15 protein-coding genes are annotated in these 16,528 nt (G+C 73.6%); 11 read left to right on the top strand and 4 right to left on the bottom strand.

From position 1 onward, the window contains the following. Window positions 1-150 precede the first annotated feature (150 nt). The 5 genes from ACZ6Q9_RS14590 to ACZ6Q9_RS14610 all read left to right on the top strand — a co-directional run bounded on the left by ACZ6Q9_RS14590 (window position 151) and on the right by ACZ6Q9_RS14610 (window position 5,433). Entirely contained in the window at window positions 151-666 is a 516-nt protein-coding gene (locus ACZ6Q9_RS14590; protein ID WP_350709378.1) for a MarR family winged helix-turn-helix transcriptional regulator, read from the top strand. 4 nt (window positions 667-670) lie between these two features. Then, on the top strand, window positions 671-2,377 hold the full coding sequence (locus ACZ6Q9_RS14595; protein WP_396827376.1) for a CocE/NonD family hydrolase: 1,707 nt from the start codon (window positions 671-673) through the stop codon (window positions 2,375-2,377). Between the two features lie 147 nt (window positions 2,378-2,524). After that, window positions 2,525-3,391 carry a hypothetical protein gene (locus ACZ6Q9_RS14600; protein WP_393454882.1) on the top strand — a complete coding sequence of 289 codons (867 nt, stop codon included), beginning with the start codon at window positions 2,525-2,527 and terminating at the stop codon, window positions 3,389-3,391. Window positions 3,392-3,532: 141 nt separating this feature from the next. Beyond that, window positions 3,533-4,108, top strand: coding sequence for an ArsR/SmtB family transcription factor (locus ACZ6Q9_RS14605; protein ID WP_396827374.1), 576 nt, complete (start codon window positions 3,533-3,535; stop codon window positions 4,106-4,108). Beyond that, window positions 4,105-5,433 carry an MFS transporter gene (locus ACZ6Q9_RS14610; RefSeq protein WP_396827372.1) on the top strand — a complete coding sequence of 443 codons (1,329 nt, stop codon included), beginning with the start codon at window positions 4,105-4,107 and terminating at the stop codon, window positions 5,431-5,433. The genes ACZ6Q9_RS14605 and ACZ6Q9_RS14610 overlap by 4 nt, the downstream gene beginning before the upstream one ends. A gap of 48 nt (window positions 5,434-5,481) precedes the next feature. Here the strand turns inward: ACZ6Q9_RS14610 and ACZ6Q9_RS14615 are convergent, their stop codons facing one another. Beyond that, a complete protein-coding gene (locus ACZ6Q9_RS14615; protein WP_007072071.1) occupies window positions 5,482-5,685 on the bottom strand; it encodes a cold-shock protein in 204 nt (67 codons plus the stop codon). 174 nt (window positions 5,686-5,859) lie between these two features. Between ACZ6Q9_RS14615 and ACZ6Q9_RS14620 the strand changes: the two genes are divergently transcribed. Both ACZ6Q9_RS14620 and ACZ6Q9_RS14625 read left to right on the top strand, forming a co-directional pair. Beyond that, a complete protein-coding gene (locus tag ACZ6Q9_RS14620; protein WP_393268948.1) occupies window positions 5,860-6,555 on the top strand; it encodes a class I SAM-dependent methyltransferase in 696 nt (231 codons plus the stop codon). Window positions 6,556-6,654: 99 nt separating this feature from the next. Further along, window positions 6,655-7,266, top strand: coding sequence for a DedA family protein (locus tag ACZ6Q9_RS14625; protein WP_393454894.1), 612 nt, complete (start codon window positions 6,655-6,657; stop codon window positions 7,264-7,266). A gap of 57 nt (window positions 7,267-7,323) precedes the next feature. Here ACZ6Q9_RS14625 and ACZ6Q9_RS14630 read toward each other — a convergent pair whose 3' ends face one another. Both ACZ6Q9_RS14630 and ACZ6Q9_RS14635 read right to left on the bottom strand, forming a co-directional pair. Further along, window positions 7,324-7,977, bottom strand: coding sequence for an MBL fold metallo-hydrolase (locus ACZ6Q9_RS14630; protein ID WP_396827370.1), 654 nt, complete (start codon window positions 7,975-7,977; stop codon window positions 7,324-7,326). A 6-nt stretch (window positions 7,978-7,983) separates the two neighbouring features. After that, window positions 7,984-8,700 (bottom strand): maleylpyruvate isomerase family mycothiol-dependent enzyme, encoded by a 717-nt coding sequence (locus ACZ6Q9_RS14635; protein WP_393268943.1) that lies wholly within the window; start codon window positions 8,698-8,700, stop codon window positions 7,984-7,986. A 173-nt stretch (window positions 8,701-8,873) separates the two neighbouring features. Here ACZ6Q9_RS14635 and rsgA point away from each other — a divergent pair, with 173 nt between their 5' ends. The 4 genes from rsgA (at window position 8,874) to uvrC (ending at window position 16,069) form a co-directional block, all read left to right on the top strand. Next, complete coding sequence (rsgA, locus tag ACZ6Q9_RS14640) at window positions 8,874-9,926, top strand: ribosome small subunit-dependent GTPase A (protein WP_393268941.1); 1,053 nt, start codon at window positions 8,874-8,876, stop codon at window positions 9,924-9,926. A 340-nt stretch (window positions 9,927-10,266) separates the two neighbouring features. Beyond that, window positions 10,267-13,206 (top strand): excinuclease ABC subunit UvrA, encoded by a 2,940-nt coding sequence (uvrA, locus tag ACZ6Q9_RS14645; protein ID WP_393268939.1) that lies wholly within the window; start codon window positions 10,267-10,269, stop codon window positions 13,204-13,206. A gap of 151 nt (window positions 13,207-13,357) precedes the next feature. After that, a complete protein-coding gene (locus ACZ6Q9_RS14650; RefSeq protein ID WP_393454903.1) occupies window positions 13,358-13,840 on the top strand; it encodes a Rieske (2Fe-2S) protein in 483 nt (160 codons plus the stop codon). A gap of 252 nt (window positions 13,841-14,092) precedes the next feature. Further along, window positions 14,093-16,069, top strand: coding sequence for an excinuclease ABC subunit UvrC (gene uvrC / locus ACZ6Q9_RS14655; RefSeq protein ID WP_393454906.1), 1,977 nt, complete (start codon window positions 14,093-14,095; stop codon window positions 16,067-16,069). A gap of 94 nt (window positions 16,070-16,163) precedes the next feature. Here the strand turns inward: uvrC and ACZ6Q9_RS14660 are convergent, their stop codons facing one another. Then, window positions 16,164-16,331 (bottom strand): hypothetical protein, encoded by a 168-nt coding sequence (locus tag ACZ6Q9_RS14660; RefSeq protein ID WP_393454909.1) that lies wholly within the window; start codon window positions 16,329-16,331, stop codon window positions 16,164-16,166. Between the last annotated feature and the right edge of the window lie 197 nt (window positions 16,332-16,528).

Here is a 16,528-nt window from a genome sequence, read left to right on the forward strand (position 1 = left end):
CTCTCGGCGGGACTGCTTCGACGCAAGACCTCGCCGCCACCGGAAGTATGCCGACCGTCGAGTATCTCGATAATCGAGATTATAGGCTGCTGAGTTATGCTGCAACCGGAGCGGCGGCGGGAGGAAACGGCGGACGTGACAGGCCACGGCATGTACCGGCGGCGCGACACCCGCCGCGAGAAGCTGGTCGCCGAGATCGCGGCCGAGCTGCGGCGCTACTCCGTCGACGCGCAGCACGTCGGGCACGCCTTCGCCAACCTGCACGGGCTGGGCGCCACCGACCTGCAGGCGCTGATCGCGGTGATGGACGCCGAGCTGGCCGGCCAGCCGATCACCCCGGGGCGCCTCGGCGAGCAGCTCAGCCTCTCCTCCGGATCCGTCACCGCGCTGATCGACCGGCTCGAGCGCGCCGGGCACATCCGCCGCGACCGCGACACCGCCGACCGGCGCAAGGTCTTCCTGCACTACGCCGAGCGGGGCGCGGCGCTGGCGACGGACTTCTTCCGCCCGCTGGGCCGGCGCACCGACGAGGTGATGGCCGGCTTCGGCGACGACGAGCTGGAGGTCGTGCACCGGTTCATGGCCGCGATGACCGCCTCGATGCGGGAGCACCGCGACACCGTCCGGGCCGCCCGCGACGAGCCACCCCGGCGCGCGAAGGGCTGACGTCGTGCTCGACCGGCCGGCCGTCCGGCTCGCCGTCGCCGCGCTGCGGCTGCCGCCCGCGCGCACCCGGCGGGTCACCGTCACCCGCGGCATCGCGGTGCGGGTCCGCGACGGTGTGCCGCTGCGCACCGACCACTACGCCCCGGACCTCCCCGGCGCGCCCACCGTGCTGATCCGTACCCCCTACGGGCGGGGCGGGCCGATGCGGCTGCTCGGCCGGCTGGCCGCCGAGCGCGGCTTCCACGTGGTGATCCAGTCCTGCCGCGGCACGTTCGGCTCGGGCGGCACCTTCGACCCGCTGGTGCACGAGCGCGACGACGGCCTGGACACCCTCGACTGGCTGCGCCGCCAGCCCTGGTGGTCCGGCGCGTTCGGCATGTTCGGCGCGAGCTACCAGGGCTTCGTGCAGTGGGCCCTGGCCGCCGACGCGGGACCGGAGCTGCGGGCGATGGTCGCGGTGGTGACCGCCTCGGGCACCCGCGACTCGACGTACGCCGGGGAGTCCTTCGCCCTGGACACGGTCCTCACCTGGGCGGAGCTGCTCCAGGCGCAGACCGTGCCGTGGCTGGCCCGGCAGTGGGAGCTCAAGCGCGGCCAGCCCCGGCTCACCGCGGCGCTGGCGCACCTGCCGCTGCTGGAGGCGGACCGCGTGGCCACTGGCGTGACGGTGCCGTTCTTCCAGGAGTGGTTGCGCCACCACACTCCGGACGCCGGCTACTGGCGCGACCGCGTCTTCGGCGACCGGATCGCCGAGGTCCGTGCCCCGGTGGCGATGGTGACCGGCTGGCACGACATCTTCCTGCCGGCGCAGCTGCGCGACTTCGCGGCGCTGCGCGCGGCCGGTGCCCACCCCCGGCTGACCGTCGGGCCGTGGACCCACGGCAGCCCAGGGCTGTTCGTCGCCGCCCTGCGCGAGGGGTTGGACTGGCTCGACGAGCACCTCGCCGGCCGCCCGCCGCACCGGGCGGAGCGGCGGGGCACCGCCGCCGGCCGGGCGGCCCCGGTCCGGGTGCACGTCGGCGGGGCCGGTGGCGGCTGGCGCGACCTGCCGGACTGGCCCCCGCCGGCCGCGCCGATCCGGTGGCACCTGCACCCGGGCGGCCGGCTGGACACCGCGGCGCCGGTCCCGTCGACGCCGGATCGCTTCCGCTACGACCCGGCCGACCCGACGCCCTCGCTCGGCGGGCCACTGCTCGTCGCCCAGCGTGCCGGGCCGGTGGACAACCGCCTGGTCGAGGCCCGACCCGACGTGCTGACCTTCACCAGCGCCCCGCTCGACCGGCCCGTCGAAGTGATCGGCCCGGTACGCGCCGAGATCCACCTCCGCAGCGAACTGTCCCACCTGGACGTCTTCGTGCGACTGTGCGACGTGGACCGGCGCGGCCGGTCCTGGAACGTCTGCGACGGGCTGGTCCGCGTCACACCCGGCCGGTACCCCACCGACCCGGAAGGGGTGGTGCGCGTGCCGGTGGAGATCTGGCCGACGGCACACCGGTTCGCGCCCGGGCACCGGCTGCGGGTACAGGTCTCCGGCGGCGCCCATCCGCGCTACGCGCGCAACCCCGGCACCGGCGAAGCCCTCGGGGCTGCCGTCACCCTCCGTGCCGGATGGCGAGAAATCCTGCACGACCCGCAGCGACCGTCTGCAGTGGTCCTGCCGATCACGGCGACCCCCACGCAGCTTTCTACCAGTCGAAAAAACCCCTTCTGAGCTGGGCATTCATTCATCGGCGGCGCTATGGTTGGGCCAACGCCCGGCGCTGTGCACCACTCGGCCGGGCCCGCGCGTGCGGCCCCACACCGCCTACGCGGTGTAACCGTCGTGCCCGGCCCCTGACCATCCGCAAGGGGGAATCCCATGACGCGGGCACCGGAGAACCTGTTGACCGTCCGCCGTCTGCTGCTCGACCACCTCGACATCGACCCCGACACCAGTCGCAGCCAGGACCTCGAACCCGACGAGGTCGGCATCGTCGGCGACCCCGCCCACCGGGGCGGCTACCACTGCGGCTCCGACCGGGTGGTGCCCAACGACTACTCCGTCGTCGAGTCGCCGCGCGACTCCGCCGGCCTGACCCTCGACGCGGCGGCGCTCGACGTCGGCCTCTTCGCGGTCGACTCCGGCGGCCGTACGCACGACCTGCGCACCTTCTCCAACTGGTGCGTGGCGCAGTGCGTCGCCAACACCCCGGACAGCCGGGACATCAGGGAGATCATCTACTCCCCGGACGGCAGGGTCGTCCGACGGTGGGACCGCCTGCGCAAGCGAACGAGCGGGGACGACTCCCACCTGTGGCACACCCACTTCAGTTTCTTCCGCGACTCGATCAAGGCGAGACGCGACCAGACCCCGCTGTTTCGCCGCTACCTGACCGCCATCGGACTTCTGGAGGACGACATGAGCGCACAGGCCGAGAGTCAGATCAACAGCATGTACACCGGCATGTTCTACGGCGGGTCGAGCATGGGGCGCAGCGTCGACCCCGACGCGGGCGGCCCCGAGAAGGCCAGCAACAGCATCGTGGCGAAGCTGGACTACACGATGCAGCGGCTCGACACGCTCGTCGTGCAGCTCACCGCGCTGTCCGGCAAGGACTTCACCGACGAGCAGGCGATCGTGGCGGGCGTGCTCGCCACCCTCACCCCCGAGAAGATCGCCGCGGCGATCCCCGCCACCATGGCCGCGCAGGTCGCCGACGAACTGGGCCGCCGGCTGGCCGCCTGACCCGCCGTCGACCCTGACCCCTCTGGGCGGCGCGAGCGGGGTGCCGAACGCCGTGTGGGCGCCTGGGACCACCCGGAACCGGCAACGTCAGTTGCGCAATGATCCTTGCGCAATTGGCGTTGCCGATGCCAGACTGGCGGCATGACGAACCCTGAGGTGCGCCAGGTCACCGACTCGCGGGTCCTCACCGCGCTGTCCCACCCGCTGCGTCGCCGGTTGATGGACGTGCTCAAGGTGCACGGCCCGTCGACCGTCGGGCAGCTCGCCGAGCGGACCGACCAGGCGCCGGCGAACGTCAGCCACCACCTCAGGGTGCTGGCCGGCGCCGAGCTGCTCGAGGAGGCGCCCGAGCTGGCCCGCGACCGCCGGGAACGCTGGTGGCGCCTGGTCAGCCGGGGCGTGCGCTGGTCCCAGTCGGACTTCGACGCCGACCCCGCCGCCCGGGCGGTCGCCGACGCCGCCACCTCGCTCAACCTGGACCGGCACGTCGCCCTCGCCCGCGCCTGGCACGCCACCGACGAGGCCAGCCAGGCCGCCTGGCCTTCGGGGCCGTTCTCCACCGACCGCTGGCTGCACCTGACCGACGAGGAACTCGCCGAGCTGGGGCGCGAGGTGAACGACCTGCTCGCCCGGTGGGCCGACCGGGAGGTGCCCGACGACGGGCGGAAACGCGAGCCGGTCTTCCTGTTCGCCTACGGCGTTCCGGCCACGCCGTGACGCGGGCCGCCGGCTCCGCGCCGCCCCGTACCCCTGCCGCCGGCGAGACCCCGCCGCCGCCCCCGGCGGGCGACCCGGGGGTACGACGCGGCGGCCTGCTGCGGCACCGGGACTTCCGGCTGCTCTGGGCCGGGCAGACGGCCAGTGCCGTCGGCAGCAACGTCACCACCGTGGCGCTGCCCCTGGTCGCGGTCACCGTGCTCGACGCCGGCGCTTTTGGCGTCGCGGTGCTCACCGCCGCCTCCTGGCTGCCCTGGCTGCTCGTCGGCCTGCCGGTCGGCGCCTGGGTGGACCGGCTGCCGCGCCGGCCCCTGATGATCGCCTGCGACCTGGTCTGCGCGGCGCTGTTCCTCAGCGTCCCGGTCGCCGCCCTGCTCGGCGTGCTGACCGTCGGGCAGCTGCTGGTGGTCGCGCTGGGCGCCGGCCTGGCCCGGGTCTTCTTCGAGACCGCCGACCAGGTCTACCTGCCCGTGCTGCTGCGCCCCGAGCAGGTGCCGGAGGGCAACGCCAAGCTCCAGGCCACCCAGACCGCAAGCTACGTGCTCGGCCCCGGGCTCGCCGGCGGGGTCGCGCAGCTCGCCGGCGCGGTCACGGCGCTGCTGCTCGACGCGCTGAGCTTCCTGTTCTCCGCCGTCTGCCTGCTGCGCATCCGCACCGTCGAGGAGCCTCCCGGGCGCGTGCGGCGGTCCCGGTCGCTGCGACGCGAGATCGGGGAGGGGATCCGGTTCGTCGCCCGGGACCCCTACCTGCGGGCACTCACCGTCTTCGGCGCGGCCAGCAACGTCGGGCTGGTCGGCTACCAGGCCGTCCTGGTGGTCTTTCTCGTCCGGGAGGCGCGCCTCGCGCCCGCGTCGGTCGGCGCGCTGGTCGCGGTGATGAGTCTCGGCGGCATCGTCGGCGCGCTGCTGGCCACCAGGCTCGGCCGGCGCATCGGCACCGCCCGGGCCCTGCTGCTGGCGGGGGCACTCAGCGGGCCGCCGGCGCTGCTGATCCCGCTCGCCGGCCCAGGGAGCGCGCTGGTGCTGCCGGCGGTCGGCGGCATGCTGCTCAGCCTCGGGGTGGCGGTCGGTAACGTGGTCAAGGGCAGCTTCCGGCAGACCTACACCCCGCACCACCTGCTGGGCCGCGTCACGGTGAGCATGCAGATGCTGAACTACGGCACGATCCCACTGGCCGCGCTGCTGGCCGGGGCGGTCGGCGCGGCGTACGGGACCGGCACCGCGATCGCGGTGATGACCGGCTGGCTGGCGCTCACCCCGGTGATCCTGCTGGTCGGGCCGCTGCGGCGGCGCCGGGACCTGCCCGCCGCGCCGGAGGCGCCCTGAATGCGCTGCGGCGGCGGCCGGCTCCCGGCCGCCGCCACCGGCACGGATCTACATCGGGCGGACGTTGTCCGCCTGCGGACCCTTCTGCCCCTGGGTCACCTCGAACTCGACCTTCTGGCCCTCGTTCAGCTCCCGGTAACCGCTCGTCGCGATGGCCGAGTAGTGGACGAAGACGTCCGGCCCTCCGCCGTCCTGCTCGATGAAGCCGAAGCCCTTTTCCGAGTTGAACCACTTAACCGTGCCGGTTGCCATGCATCTCTCCCTGTTCCCAAGCGGGTGATCCCTCGGTGCTCGACCGATGATCGCCCGGTACCTCCCCGACAGTAACCGGCCGAACGCCGATCTGCTGGCCGAAGTGCCGTAGGCGGCGTGGTGAACTCTTGGGGCCACTGGGCGAAAGCCGCGCGGCGACCGGCTCGCTGGGGCATGCTTGCGCCGGTGAGAGGTGCCGCAGCCGTCGCGCTGACCGAGCTGGAGCGCGAGATCGACGCTCCGGGCGCCGGCCTGGACCGGCTCCGGCTGGTGCGGGCACCGTTCGTGCCCGAGGTGCGGCTGCACCTGGCCGAGGACGCCATCGTGTGGTGGGCCCGGATGGAGGCGCACGCCGGGCACGCCCTGCCGCCGCCGTACTGGGCCTCGGTCTGGGCCGGCGGGCAGGCCCTCGCCCGTCACCTGCTCGACCATCCCGACCTCGCCGCCGGGCGGCGGGTGCTCGACCTGGCCGCCGGGTCCGGCCTGGTGGCGATCGCCGCCGCGCTCGCCGGCGCCGACCGCGTGGTCGCCAACGACATCGACCCGTACGCGGTCGCGGCGGTGACCGTCAACGCCCGCGCCAACCGGGTGACGGTCGCGGCCACCGGCGGCGACCTGCTCGACTCCGATCCGTCCGAGGTGGACCTGCTGGTGGCCGGGGACGTGCTCTACGACGAGGCGATGACGGCGCGCGTGCTGCCCTTCCTGCGCCGGGCCGCCGCGACCGGCGCGGACGTGCTCGTCGGCGAACCCGGGCGGGGGCACCTGCCGCCGGACGTGCTGGCGGCCGTGACGAGCTATGTCCTGCCGACCACCGAGCCCGCCGTCGACACGCCCGTCCGGCGGGTCCAGGTGCTGCGCCCCCGGTGACCCCGGGCTCCTCAGGGTCGACCCCGACCCGGATACCAGGGGGCGGTGGGGGATCGGACCCGATGCCCGGGGTGGCCGGGCGGTCATAGCGTACGGGGCATGGCGGATTGGCTGGCCCAGGTCGGAGAGCTTCCCACCACCCTGCTCATGGGGGTGCTCGGGGTGGTGATGCTCTTTGACGCCGTACCGCTGCTCGGCGTGCTGGTCCCGGGGGACGTGGCGATCCTGGCCGCCATGGGGGTCGGCGGCCCGGTCACCGGCGTCGCCACCTTCGCCGTCGTGGTGGCCGGCTGCCTCTCCGGGTGGTCGCTGAGCTTCCTCGCCGGCCGCCGGTACGGGGACCGGCTGCGCCACAGCCGGATCGGCGGGTGGATCGGCGAGGAACGCTGGGCGGCGGCGGAGGGGATCCTGCGGCGCGGGGGCGGCCGGATGGTGCTGATCGCGCCCTTCCTGCCGGTGTTCAACGCGCTGCTGCCGCTGGCGGCGGGCGGGCTGCGGATGTCGTACCGGCGCTTCCTGGGCTGCGCGACGGTCGGCGCGGCGGCCTGGGCCGGGCTCTACCTGATGCTGGGGACCGCCTCGCGGTCGCTGGCCGGGCTGCTGCCCGGGGAGTCCAGCCCGATGCTGGTCACCATGGCGGTCGGGCTGCTGCTGGCGGGGGTGGTGCTGATGGGTACGCGGCGCCGGCTGCGGGCGGTCACCGGGGGCTGACCGCCGCCAACGGGGGGAGCGGGGCCGGGCGCGCGACGCACCCGGCCCCGCCGGTGCTCACCAGCCCCGGGCGCGCCACTGGGGCAGCGCCGGGCGCTCCGCGCCGAGCGTGCTGTCCTTGCCGTGGCCGGGGTAGAACCAGGTGTCGTCGGGCAACCGGTCGAACAGCTTGTGCTCCACGTCGTCGATCAGCGCGGCGAAGCGCTCCGGGTCCTTGTCGGTGTTGCCGACCCCGCCGGGAAAGAGGCTGTCGCCGGTGAACAGGTGTGGCGTCCCGGCCGGGTCGCGGTAGAGCAGCGCGATCGAGCCGGGGGTGTGCCCCTTGATGTGGATGACCTCCAACGCGCAGTCGCCCACCGGCACGGTGTCGCCGTCGGCCAGCGTCTCCGCCTCGATCGGCAGCCCCGCCGCGTCGTCGGCGTGCACCAGCGGGTGGGCGCCCGTCTTGGCGACCACCTCCTCCAGCGCCACCCAGTGGTCCATGTGCTGGTGGGTGGTGACCACGGTGCCCAGCCCCGCGTCGCCGACCAGGTCGAGCAGGCGCGGGGCCTCGTTCGCCGCGTCGATCAGCACCTGCTCGCCGGTGGCCCGGCAGCGCAGCAGGTAGGCGTTGTTGTCCATCGGGCCCACCGACACCTTGGTGATGGTGAGCGCGTCGAGCTCGCGTACGGCCGGCGCACCGCCGGGCGTGACGTCTCCGCTGTAGGTCATCGTTGGCTATATCCATTCCGGTGGTTGCGGCAGGGGGCCGTCGGGGGTGACGGCCAGCACGGTGCCGGGGCTGCGGCCGATCAGCCAGGCGGCGAGTTCGGGGGCGGAGCCGGCAACCGTGGGCGCGGCCGAGCGGTCGCCGACGACGAGCTCGTGCCGGCTGCCGTCGAAGCGCAGCACCATCGGCGGCACGTCGGCGCGGCCGGCGAGGTCGCCGGCGACCTCGTGCAGCAGCCGGTGGCCGAACGACTCGGGCCAGTCGGCCGGTCGGTAACCGGCGTCGAGGTCCACGTGGTGCACCTCGATCTCGCGCAGCCGGCCCCAGACCAGCATGGCCGTCGGCCACGGGCCGCGCCGGGTCTGGACCGTGCCCGCCCACGCCTCGACGGGCATCGCCGCGACCGCCTCGGCGAACCGGTCGGCCGAGCGGCGCAGGTCGTCGAGGTGGGCCTCGGGCGGCCGGGGAGCGCCGGCCTCGATGTCGGCCTCCCGGGCCGTCGCGGAGGCGTACATCGGGACGGGCTCGCCGGTGCGGGCCGCGGTGAACAGGTTGACGAATCCGTCGGCGTTGCGGGCCAGGTGTGCCAGCACGTGCCCGCGGGTCCAGCCGGGCAGCAGGGAGGCGGCGGCGACGTCCGCACCGTCGAAGGTGGCCGCGGTCCGCAGCAGGCGGTCCGTGGCCGCGTCCACCTCGCCGGTCAGCAGGAGTGGATCAGTGGTCACGTACCGACCCTAACCGTCGGGCCGCCCCGAGTTGCCGGGGAAATCGCTTTCGGCGCGTCGTCGCGCGCCCTACCGTCGGCGTCGGACGCGGCACCGGAAGTCGGGGAGGAGGTGGTGACGTTGCCGGTCGCAGCACGCGTGCACCACCCGCTCCGACACCGATAAGGAATGCCATGACCATCGATATCACCGCCCTCGGCTGGGACGCCGACCGGGCGGCACACGTACGACGGCGCAACGACCACCGCCCGGGCCGGGTGGCCCGGGTGGACCGGGGCGTCTGCACCGTGCTCTGTGCGGACGGCCCGGTCCGCGCCACCCTGGGCGGGGCGGTCCTGGCCGCCGCCGCCCGGGACCTGACCCGCCTGCCCTGCGCCGGCGACTGGGTGCTGCTGGGCACCTGGCCGGACCGCAACGTGACCGTGGAGGCGGTGCTGCCGCGGCGCACCGCCCTGGTCCGGCGGACCGCCGGCAAGGACGCCAGCGGCCAGGTGCTGGCCGCCAACCTGGACGCCGCCGCGGTGGTGGAGCCGGTGCACCCGGAACCGGACACCGGCCGGATCGAGCGGCTGCTGTCCCTGGCGCACGAGTCGGGCGCCCGGCCGCTGGTGGTGCTCACCAAGGCCGACCTGGCGGCCGACCCGCAGGCGGTGGCACGCCAGCTCGCCGCCGTCGCCCCCGGGGTGCCGGTGCTGGCCGTCAGCGCCGAGCGCGGCACCGGGCTGGAGCCGCTGCGCGCCGAGGTGGCGCCCGGCCGCACGCTCGGCCTGCTCGGCCCGTCCGGTGCCGGCAAGTCGAGCCTGGTCAACGCGCTCGCCGGGGCCGTGGTGATGCCCACCCAGGCGATCCGGCGCGTCGACGGCAAGGGCCGGCACACCACCACGTGGCGGGCGTTGGTCCCGGTGCCCGGCGGCGGGGCGGTGCTGGACACCCCGGGGGTACGGGCCGTGGGCCTGCTGGACGGCTCGGCGGGGCTGGACCGGGCGTTCGCCGACATCGCCGAGCTGGCCACCGGCTGCCGGTACGCCGACTGCGGGCACGACGGGGAGCCCGGCTGCGCGGTGCGCGAGGCGCTGGAGAACGGCGAGCTGCCGGCGCGGCGCTGGGAGAGCTGGCGCCGGTTGCAGCGGGAGGTGGCGTACGAGAGCCGGCGGCGCGAGGCGCGGCTGGCCGCCGAGCGGCGCGGCGGCTGGCGCTCCGCCCGCCGGCGGGCCGCCCGCCCCTGACGGGGTCGTCGCGCGACAGCGGCCGGTCGGCGCATGGCGCTCGACCGGCCGCGGGCGTTCGGCGCGGGCGTTCGGCGCGGGCGTTCGGCGCGGGCGTTCGGCGCGGGCGTTCGGCGCGGGCGTTCGGCGCGGGCGTTCGGCGCGGGCGTTCGGCCCGTGCCAGGGGGTGGCCGGCGGCGCGGCCGACCGGGCTGAGCTGGGGGAATGTGCCGGCGGGGAAAAGTGTCGTACCTCGGGGCTAGAGTTGCCGGGGCGCCTTTCCTGTGCGCAGACAACCGCTCAGACCAGTCTCAGAGCGGACATTTCCTCCTCATCTTCTTCACCCGGGAGTACACGGACAGTGGCCGACCGACTGATCATCCGTGGCGCGCGCGAGCACAACCTGCGTGACGTCAGTCTCGACCTGCCCCGGGATGCCCTGATCGTCTTCACCGGGCTCTCCGGGTCGGGCAAGTCGAGCCTGGCCTTCGACACGATCTTCGCCGAGGGGCAGCGTCGCTACGTCGAGTCGCTGTCGTCGTACGCGCGGCAGTTCCTCGGCCAGATGGACAAGCCGGACGTCGACTTCATCGAGGGCCTCAGCCCGGCCGTCTCCATCGACCAGAAGTCCACCTCGCGTAACCCGCGCTCGACGGTGGGCACCATCACGGAGGTCTACGACTACCTCCGGCTGCTGTTCGCCCGCATCGGCGAGCCGCACTGCCCGGTCTGCGGCGAGCGGATCTCCCGGCAGACCCCGCAGCAGATCGTCGACCGGGTCCTCGCCATGGCCGAGGGCACCCGGTTCATGGTGCTCGCGCCGGTGGTGCGCGGCCGCAAGGGCGAGTACGTCGACCTCTTCGCCGAGCTCCAGGCCAAGGGTTACGCACGGGCCCGGGTCGACGGCGTGGTGCACCCGCTGACCGAGCCGCCGAAGCTGAAGAAGCAGGAGAAGCACACCATCGAGGTGGTGATCGACCGGCTCGCCGTCAAGCCGAGCGCCAAGCAGCGGCTGACCGACTCGGTCGAGGCCGCCCTGGGCCTCTCCAACGGCCTTGTGCTGCTCGACTTCGTCGACCTGGCCGAGGGCGACCCGGAGCGCGAGCGGCGCTACTCCGAGCACCTGGCCTGCCCCAACGACCACCCGCTCGCCATCGAGGACCTGGAGCCCCGGGTCTTCTCCTTCAACGCGCCCTACGGCGCGTGCCCCGAGTGCACCGGCATCGGCACCAAGAAGGAGGTCGACCCAGAGCTGCTCGTCCCCGACCCCGAGCGCAGCCTGCGCGAGGGCGCCATCCAGCCCTGGTCGACCGGGCACAACCTGGAATACTTCCTCCGCCTGCTGGAGGCCCTCGGCGAGGCCGAGCACTTCGACGTCGACACCCCGTGGCGAGCCCTGCCGTCCCGGGCGCAGAAGACGATCCTGCACGGCTCCGACGACCAGGTGCACGTGCGCTACCGCAACAAGTTCGGCCGAGAGCGCTCCTACTACACCGGCTTCGAGGGCGTGGTGCAGTGGATCGAGCGCCGGCACACCGACACCGAGTCGGAGTGGTCGCGCGAGAAGTACGAGGGCTACATGCGGGACGTGCCGTGCGCGGCCTGCGGCGGCGCCCGGCTCAAGCCCGAGGTGCTCGCGGTGACCCTGGCCGGCAAGAGCATCGCCGAGGTCTGCAACCTGTCGGTCGGCGAGGCCGCCGACCTGCTCGCCGGCATCGAGCTGACCGACCGGCAGAAGATGATCGCCGAGCGGGTGCTCAAGGAGATCAACGCCCGGCTGAAGTTCCTGCTCGACGTCGGCCTGGACTACCTCTCCCTGGACCGTCCGGCCGGCACCCTCTCCGGTGGCGAGGCGCAGCGCATCCGGCTGGCCACCCAGATCGGCTCCGGCCTGGTCGGGGTGCTCTACGTGCTCGACGAGCCGTCGATCGGGCTGCACCAGCGGGACAACCACCGGCTCATCGAGACCCTGGTCCGGCTGCGCGGCCTGGGCAACACGCTGATCGTGGTCGAGCACGACGAGGACACCATCCGCACCGCCGACTGGATCGTCGACATCGGCCCGGGCGCCGGCGAGCACGGCGGCAAGATCGTGCACAGCGGCTCGGTGCCGGCGCTGCTGGAGAACCCGGAATCGGTGACCGGGGCGTACCTGTCCGGCCGCCGGTCCATTCCGACGCCGCAGCAGCGTCGCCCGCAGACCCCCGGCCGGGAGCTGGTCGTGCACGGCGCGCGCGAGCACAACCTGCGCAACCTGACCGTGTCGTTCCCGCTGGGTCAGCTCATCGCGGTCACCGGGGTCAGCGGCTCCGGCAAGTCCACGCTGGTCAACGACATCCTCTACGCGGTGTTGGCCAACCAGATCAACGGCGCGCGGCTGGTTCCCGGCCGGCACACCCGGGTCTCCGGGCTGGAGCACGTCGACAAGGTGGTCGGTGTCGACCAGTCGCCGATCGGGCGGACGCCGCGGTCCAACCCGGCCACCTACACCGGGGTCTGGGACCACGTCCGCAAGCTCTTCGCGGAGACCACCGAGGCCAAGGTCCGGGGGTACGGTCCGGGCCGGTTCTCGTTCAACGTCAAGGGCGGACGCTGTGAGGCGTGTTCCGGCGACGGCACGATCAAGATCGAGATGAACTTCCTGCCCGACGTGTACGTCCCGTGCGAGGTCTGCAAGGGCGCCCGCTACAACCGGGAGACCCTGGAGGTCCACTACAAGGGCAAGACCGTCTCGGACGTGTTGGAGATGCCGATCGAGGAGGCGGCGGAGTTCTTCTCCGCCATCCCGGCCATCCACCGGCACCTCAGGACGCTGGTGGACGTCGGCCTGGGCTACGTCCGGCTCGGCCAGCCCGCGCCGACGCTGTCCGGCGGCGAGGCGCAGCGGGTCAAGCTCGCCTCGGAGCTGCAGAAGCGCTCCACCGGCCGGACGGTCTACGTCCTCGACGAGCCGACCACCGGCCTGCACTTCGAGGACATCCGCAAGCTGCTGATGGTGCTGGAGGGGCTGGTCGACAAGGGCAACACGGTGATCACGATCGAGCACAACCTCGACGTGATCAAGTCGGCCGACTGGCTGATCGACATGGGCCCCGAGGGCGGTCACCGGGGCGGCACGGTGCTCGCCACCGGCACCCCCGAGGAGGTCGCCGAGGTGCCCGAGAGCCACACCGGGCAGTTCCTGCGGCAGGTGCTCAGGCTCGACGGCGAGGCCAAGGGTGCGGCGGCGGCCACCTCCCGGGCGGCCAAGGCCAACGGCGCGAAGTCCCGCGCGCGGAAGGTCCCGGCCGGGGCCCGCTGAGGCGCGCCGGCACCCATCCGGGCGGGCCGCCGGGCCCGTCTGGCCAGCCTGGCACTCGCCGACCGGGTGAACCGTCGGGCACAGTGTTGCGTGTACCCGAGCATGGCCGCGGATCATCACTGGGCGGCGGCAGCCGAGAGAGAGGCAAGGCATGAGTGACGAGCAGGAGCTGACCGGGCCGGCGACGCAGACCCGGCGTGCCCTTCTCACGGGCGCCGGCGCGGTCGGCGCTGCGGTGGTCCTGGCTGCCTGCGGCAGCGACGACTCCGGCGGCGGCGCGGCTCCGACCAGCGGCGGCCCGGCGGTGCCCAGCAGCGGCGACGCCGGCGGCGGTGACCGCGCGGGTGCGCAGTCGTTGGCCCGCACCGCCGACATCCCGGTCGGCGGCGGCGCCGTATACCCCGCCCAGGGCGTGGTGATCACGCAGCCGACCGCCGGTGATTTCAAGGCCTTCGACTCGATCTGCACGCACCAGGGCTGCCCGGTGACCAACGTCGACGGCGGCACCATCAACTGCACCTGCCACTTCAGCAAGTTCTCCATCGAGGACGGCTCGGTGAAGGGCGGCCCGGCCACCAAGCCCCTCCCACCGAAGAACATCAAGGTCACGGGCGACCAGATCTCGCTGGCCTGACCGGACGCACCGCGGCCGGCGACCCCACCGGGTCGTCGGCCGTCGTCATCCCGTCGTGGCGTCCGCCGTCGCCGTCGCCGTCGTCCGCCGGCCGGCTGGCCGGGGCTCCCCGGAGGGCGGCCGGCGGCAGGAACCGCTCCAGCACCAGGATGCCGGCCGCGCCGCCGGCGGGTCGTCCACCAGGGCAGGGCGGGCAGGGCGGCGCCGCGCTCCTGACGGGGGCTGTCGGGGGTGCGGACTAGGCTTGCTGCCGTGGCTGACCCCTCGACCTACCGTCCCGCGCCCGGCACGATCCCGGAGTCACCGGGGGTCTACCGGTTCCGCGACGGCACCGGCCGGGTGATCTACGTCGGCAAGGCGAAGAACCTGCGCAGCCGCCTCAACTCCTACTTCGCGGACCTGTGGGGCCTGCACCAGCGCACCCAGCAGATGGTCACCACCGCCGAGTCGGTCGACTGGGTCACGGTCGGCACCGAGGTCGAGGCGCTCCAGCTCGAATACACCTGGATCAAGCAGTACGACCCGCGCTTCAACGTCCGCTACCGCGACGACAAGTCGTACCCCTACCTGGCGGTCACCCTCGACGAGGAGTTCCCGCGTCTGCAGGTGATGCGGGGCGCCAAGCGCAAGGGGGTGCGCTACTTCGGGCCCTACTCGCACGCGTGGGCGATCCGCGAGACGCTCGACCTGCTGCTGCGGGTCTTCCCGGCCCGCACCTGCTCCGCCGGGGTGTTCAAGCGCGCCGGCCAGGTCGGCCGCCCCTGCCTGCTGGGCTACATCGGCAAGTGCTCGGCGCCGTGCGTCGGCAGCGTCACCCCGGAGCGGCACCGCGAGATCGTCGACGGTTTCTGCGAGTTCATGGCCGGCCGCACCGACACGATGGTCCGCAAGCTGGAACGGGAGATGACCGAGGCCAGCGAGCAGTTGGAGTTCGAGCGGGCGGCCCGGCTGCGCGACGACATCGCCGCGTTGCGCCGGGCGATGGAGAAGCAGACGGTGGTGCTCGGCGACGGCACCGACGCCGACGTGGTCGCGTTCGCCGACGACCCCCTGGAGGCGGCCGTCCAGGTGTTCCACGTCCGCGACGGCCGGGTCCGGGGCCAGCGCGGCTGGGTGGTGGAGAAGACGGAGGACCTGACCACGGGCGACCTGGTGCACCACTTCTGCACCCAGGTCTACGGCGGCGAGCAGGGCGAGGCCGACGTGCCGCGCGAGCTGCTCGTGCCGGAGCTGCCCGCCGACGCCGTCGCGCTGGCCGACTGGCTCTCCAGCCACCGGGGCAGCAGGGTGACGCTGCGGGTGCCGCAGCGCGGCGACAAGCGGTCCCTGCTGGAGACGGTCGAGCGCAACGCCAAGGACGCGCTCGCGCGGCACAAGCTGCGCCGCGCCGGCGATCTGACCACCCGGAGCAAGGCCCTCGACGAGATCAGCGAGGCGCTCGACATGCGCACCTCGCCGCTGCGCATCGAGTGCTTCGACATCTCACAGATGCAGGGCACCGACGTGGTGGCCAGCATGGTCGTCTTCGAGGACGGTCTGCCCCGCAAGAGCGAATACCGACGGTTCATCATCCGTGGCGCCACCGACGACCTCTCCGCCATGTCGGAGGTGCTGCGCCGCCGCTTCGCCCGCTATCTCGACGCCCGCGCCGAGACCGGCGAGGTGGGCGTCGAGCCGGCCGACGACCCCGACGCCCCGGCCGGGCAGGCCGGGCCCGACGAGCCGCGGGTCGGCACCCTGATCGACCCGACCACCGGCCGGCCGCGCAAGTTCGCGTACCCGCCGCAGCTGGTGGTGGTCGACGGCGGCGCGCCCCAGGTCGCGGCGGCGGCCCAGGCCCTCGCGGAGCTGGGCGTCGACGACGTGGCGCTCTGTGGCCTGGCGAAGCGGCTGGAGGAGGTCTGGCTGCCCGACGACGAGTTCCCGGTCATCCTGCCGCGCACGTCCGAGGGGCTCTACCTGCTGCAACGGGTGCGCGACGAGGCCCACCGCTTCGCCATCACCTTCCACCGGCAGCGGCGCTCGAAGCGGATGACCGAGTCGGCGCTGGACAGGGTCCCCGGCCTGGGCGAGGTGCGGCGCAAGGCGCTGCTGCGGCACTTCGGCTCACTCAAGCGGCTCTCCGCCGCCACCGTCGAGGAGATCACCGAGGTGCCCGGCGTCGGTCGGCGCACCGCCGAGGCGATCCTCGCCGCCCTCGGCGGCGGTGAGCCGCCCGCGCGGTCCTGACCGCCAGTCCAGACGCCTCTGCTCCGTGCCGGCCGGCCCTTCCGGGCCCTCGCCTTCCTCCGGGCCCCGAGCTGCCGGCGGTACGGCCACCGGCTCACGCCCACCGAGCCGCCGCCGCGTCCGACTGCGCCAGGGTATTGACATCCGACACGTTCGATATACGGTCAAGGCCGTAATGCGGCCCCTTGATGGTGGGCAGGAAACCGTCGACAAGCCGCGAATCCTCCTTCCGCCACCGCTCCACGGAGGTCGACTTGCTCATACCGATGCGGAAACTGCACCTGGCCATAGCGGCCGGTGTCCTCATGGCGTCAACGGGTAGCGGGGCTCTCGCCGCTGCGCCGGCCCAGCCGCTGACCGTGGACTCGGTCGTGCGGAATGGTGGATTCGAGGATCCTGCCTCGGCCACTGCAATTCCGGGCTGGACCCAAAGATACGGGACGGGCGGCTTCAGCGTTG

This window comes from Micromonospora sp. NPDC049139 (assembly GCF_055586845.1).

Bases quoted from the DNA above. Each gene is read 5' to 3' on its own strand.
- ACZ6Q9_RS14600 (WP_393454882.1), top strand. From the start codon at position 2,525: ATGACGCGGGCACCGGAGAACCTGTTGACCGTCCGCCGTCTGCTGCTC.
- ACZ6Q9_RS14605 (WP_396827374.1), top strand. From the start codon at position 3,533: ATGACGAACCCTGAGGTGCGCCAGGTCACCGACTCGCGGGTCCTCACC.
- ACZ6Q9_RS14615 (WP_007072071.1), bottom strand. From the start codon at position 5,685: ATGGCAACCGGCACGGTTAAGTGGTTCAACTCGGAAAAGGGCTTCGGC.
- ACZ6Q9_RS14660 (WP_393454909.1), bottom strand. From the start codon at position 16,331: ATGAGCAAGTCGACCTCCGTGGAGCGGTGGCGGAAGGAGGATTCGCGG.
- ACZ6Q9_RS14630 (WP_396827370.1), bottom strand. From the start codon at position 7,977: ATGACCTACAGCGGAGACGTCACGCCCGGCGGTGCGCCGGCCGTACGC.
- ACZ6Q9_RS14650 (WP_393454903.1), top strand. From the start codon at position 13,358: ATGAGTGACGAGCAGGAGCTGACCGGGCCGGCGACGCAGACCCGGCGT.
- ACZ6Q9_RS14620 (WP_393268948.1), top strand. From the start codon at position 5,860: ATGCTTGCGCCGGTGAGAGGTGCCGCAGCCGTCGCGCTGACCGAGCTG.
- ACZ6Q9_RS14625 (WP_393454894.1), top strand. From the start codon at position 6,655: ATGGCGGATTGGCTGGCCCAGGTCGGAGAGCTTCCCACCACCCTGCTC.
- ACZ6Q9_RS14590 (WP_350709378.1), top strand. From the start codon at position 151: ATGTACCGGCGGCGCGACACCCGCCGCGAGAAGCTGGTCGCCGAGATC.
- rsgA (WP_393268941.1), top strand. From the start codon at position 8,874: ATGACCATCGATATCACCGCCCTCGGCTGGGACGCCGACCGGGCGGCA.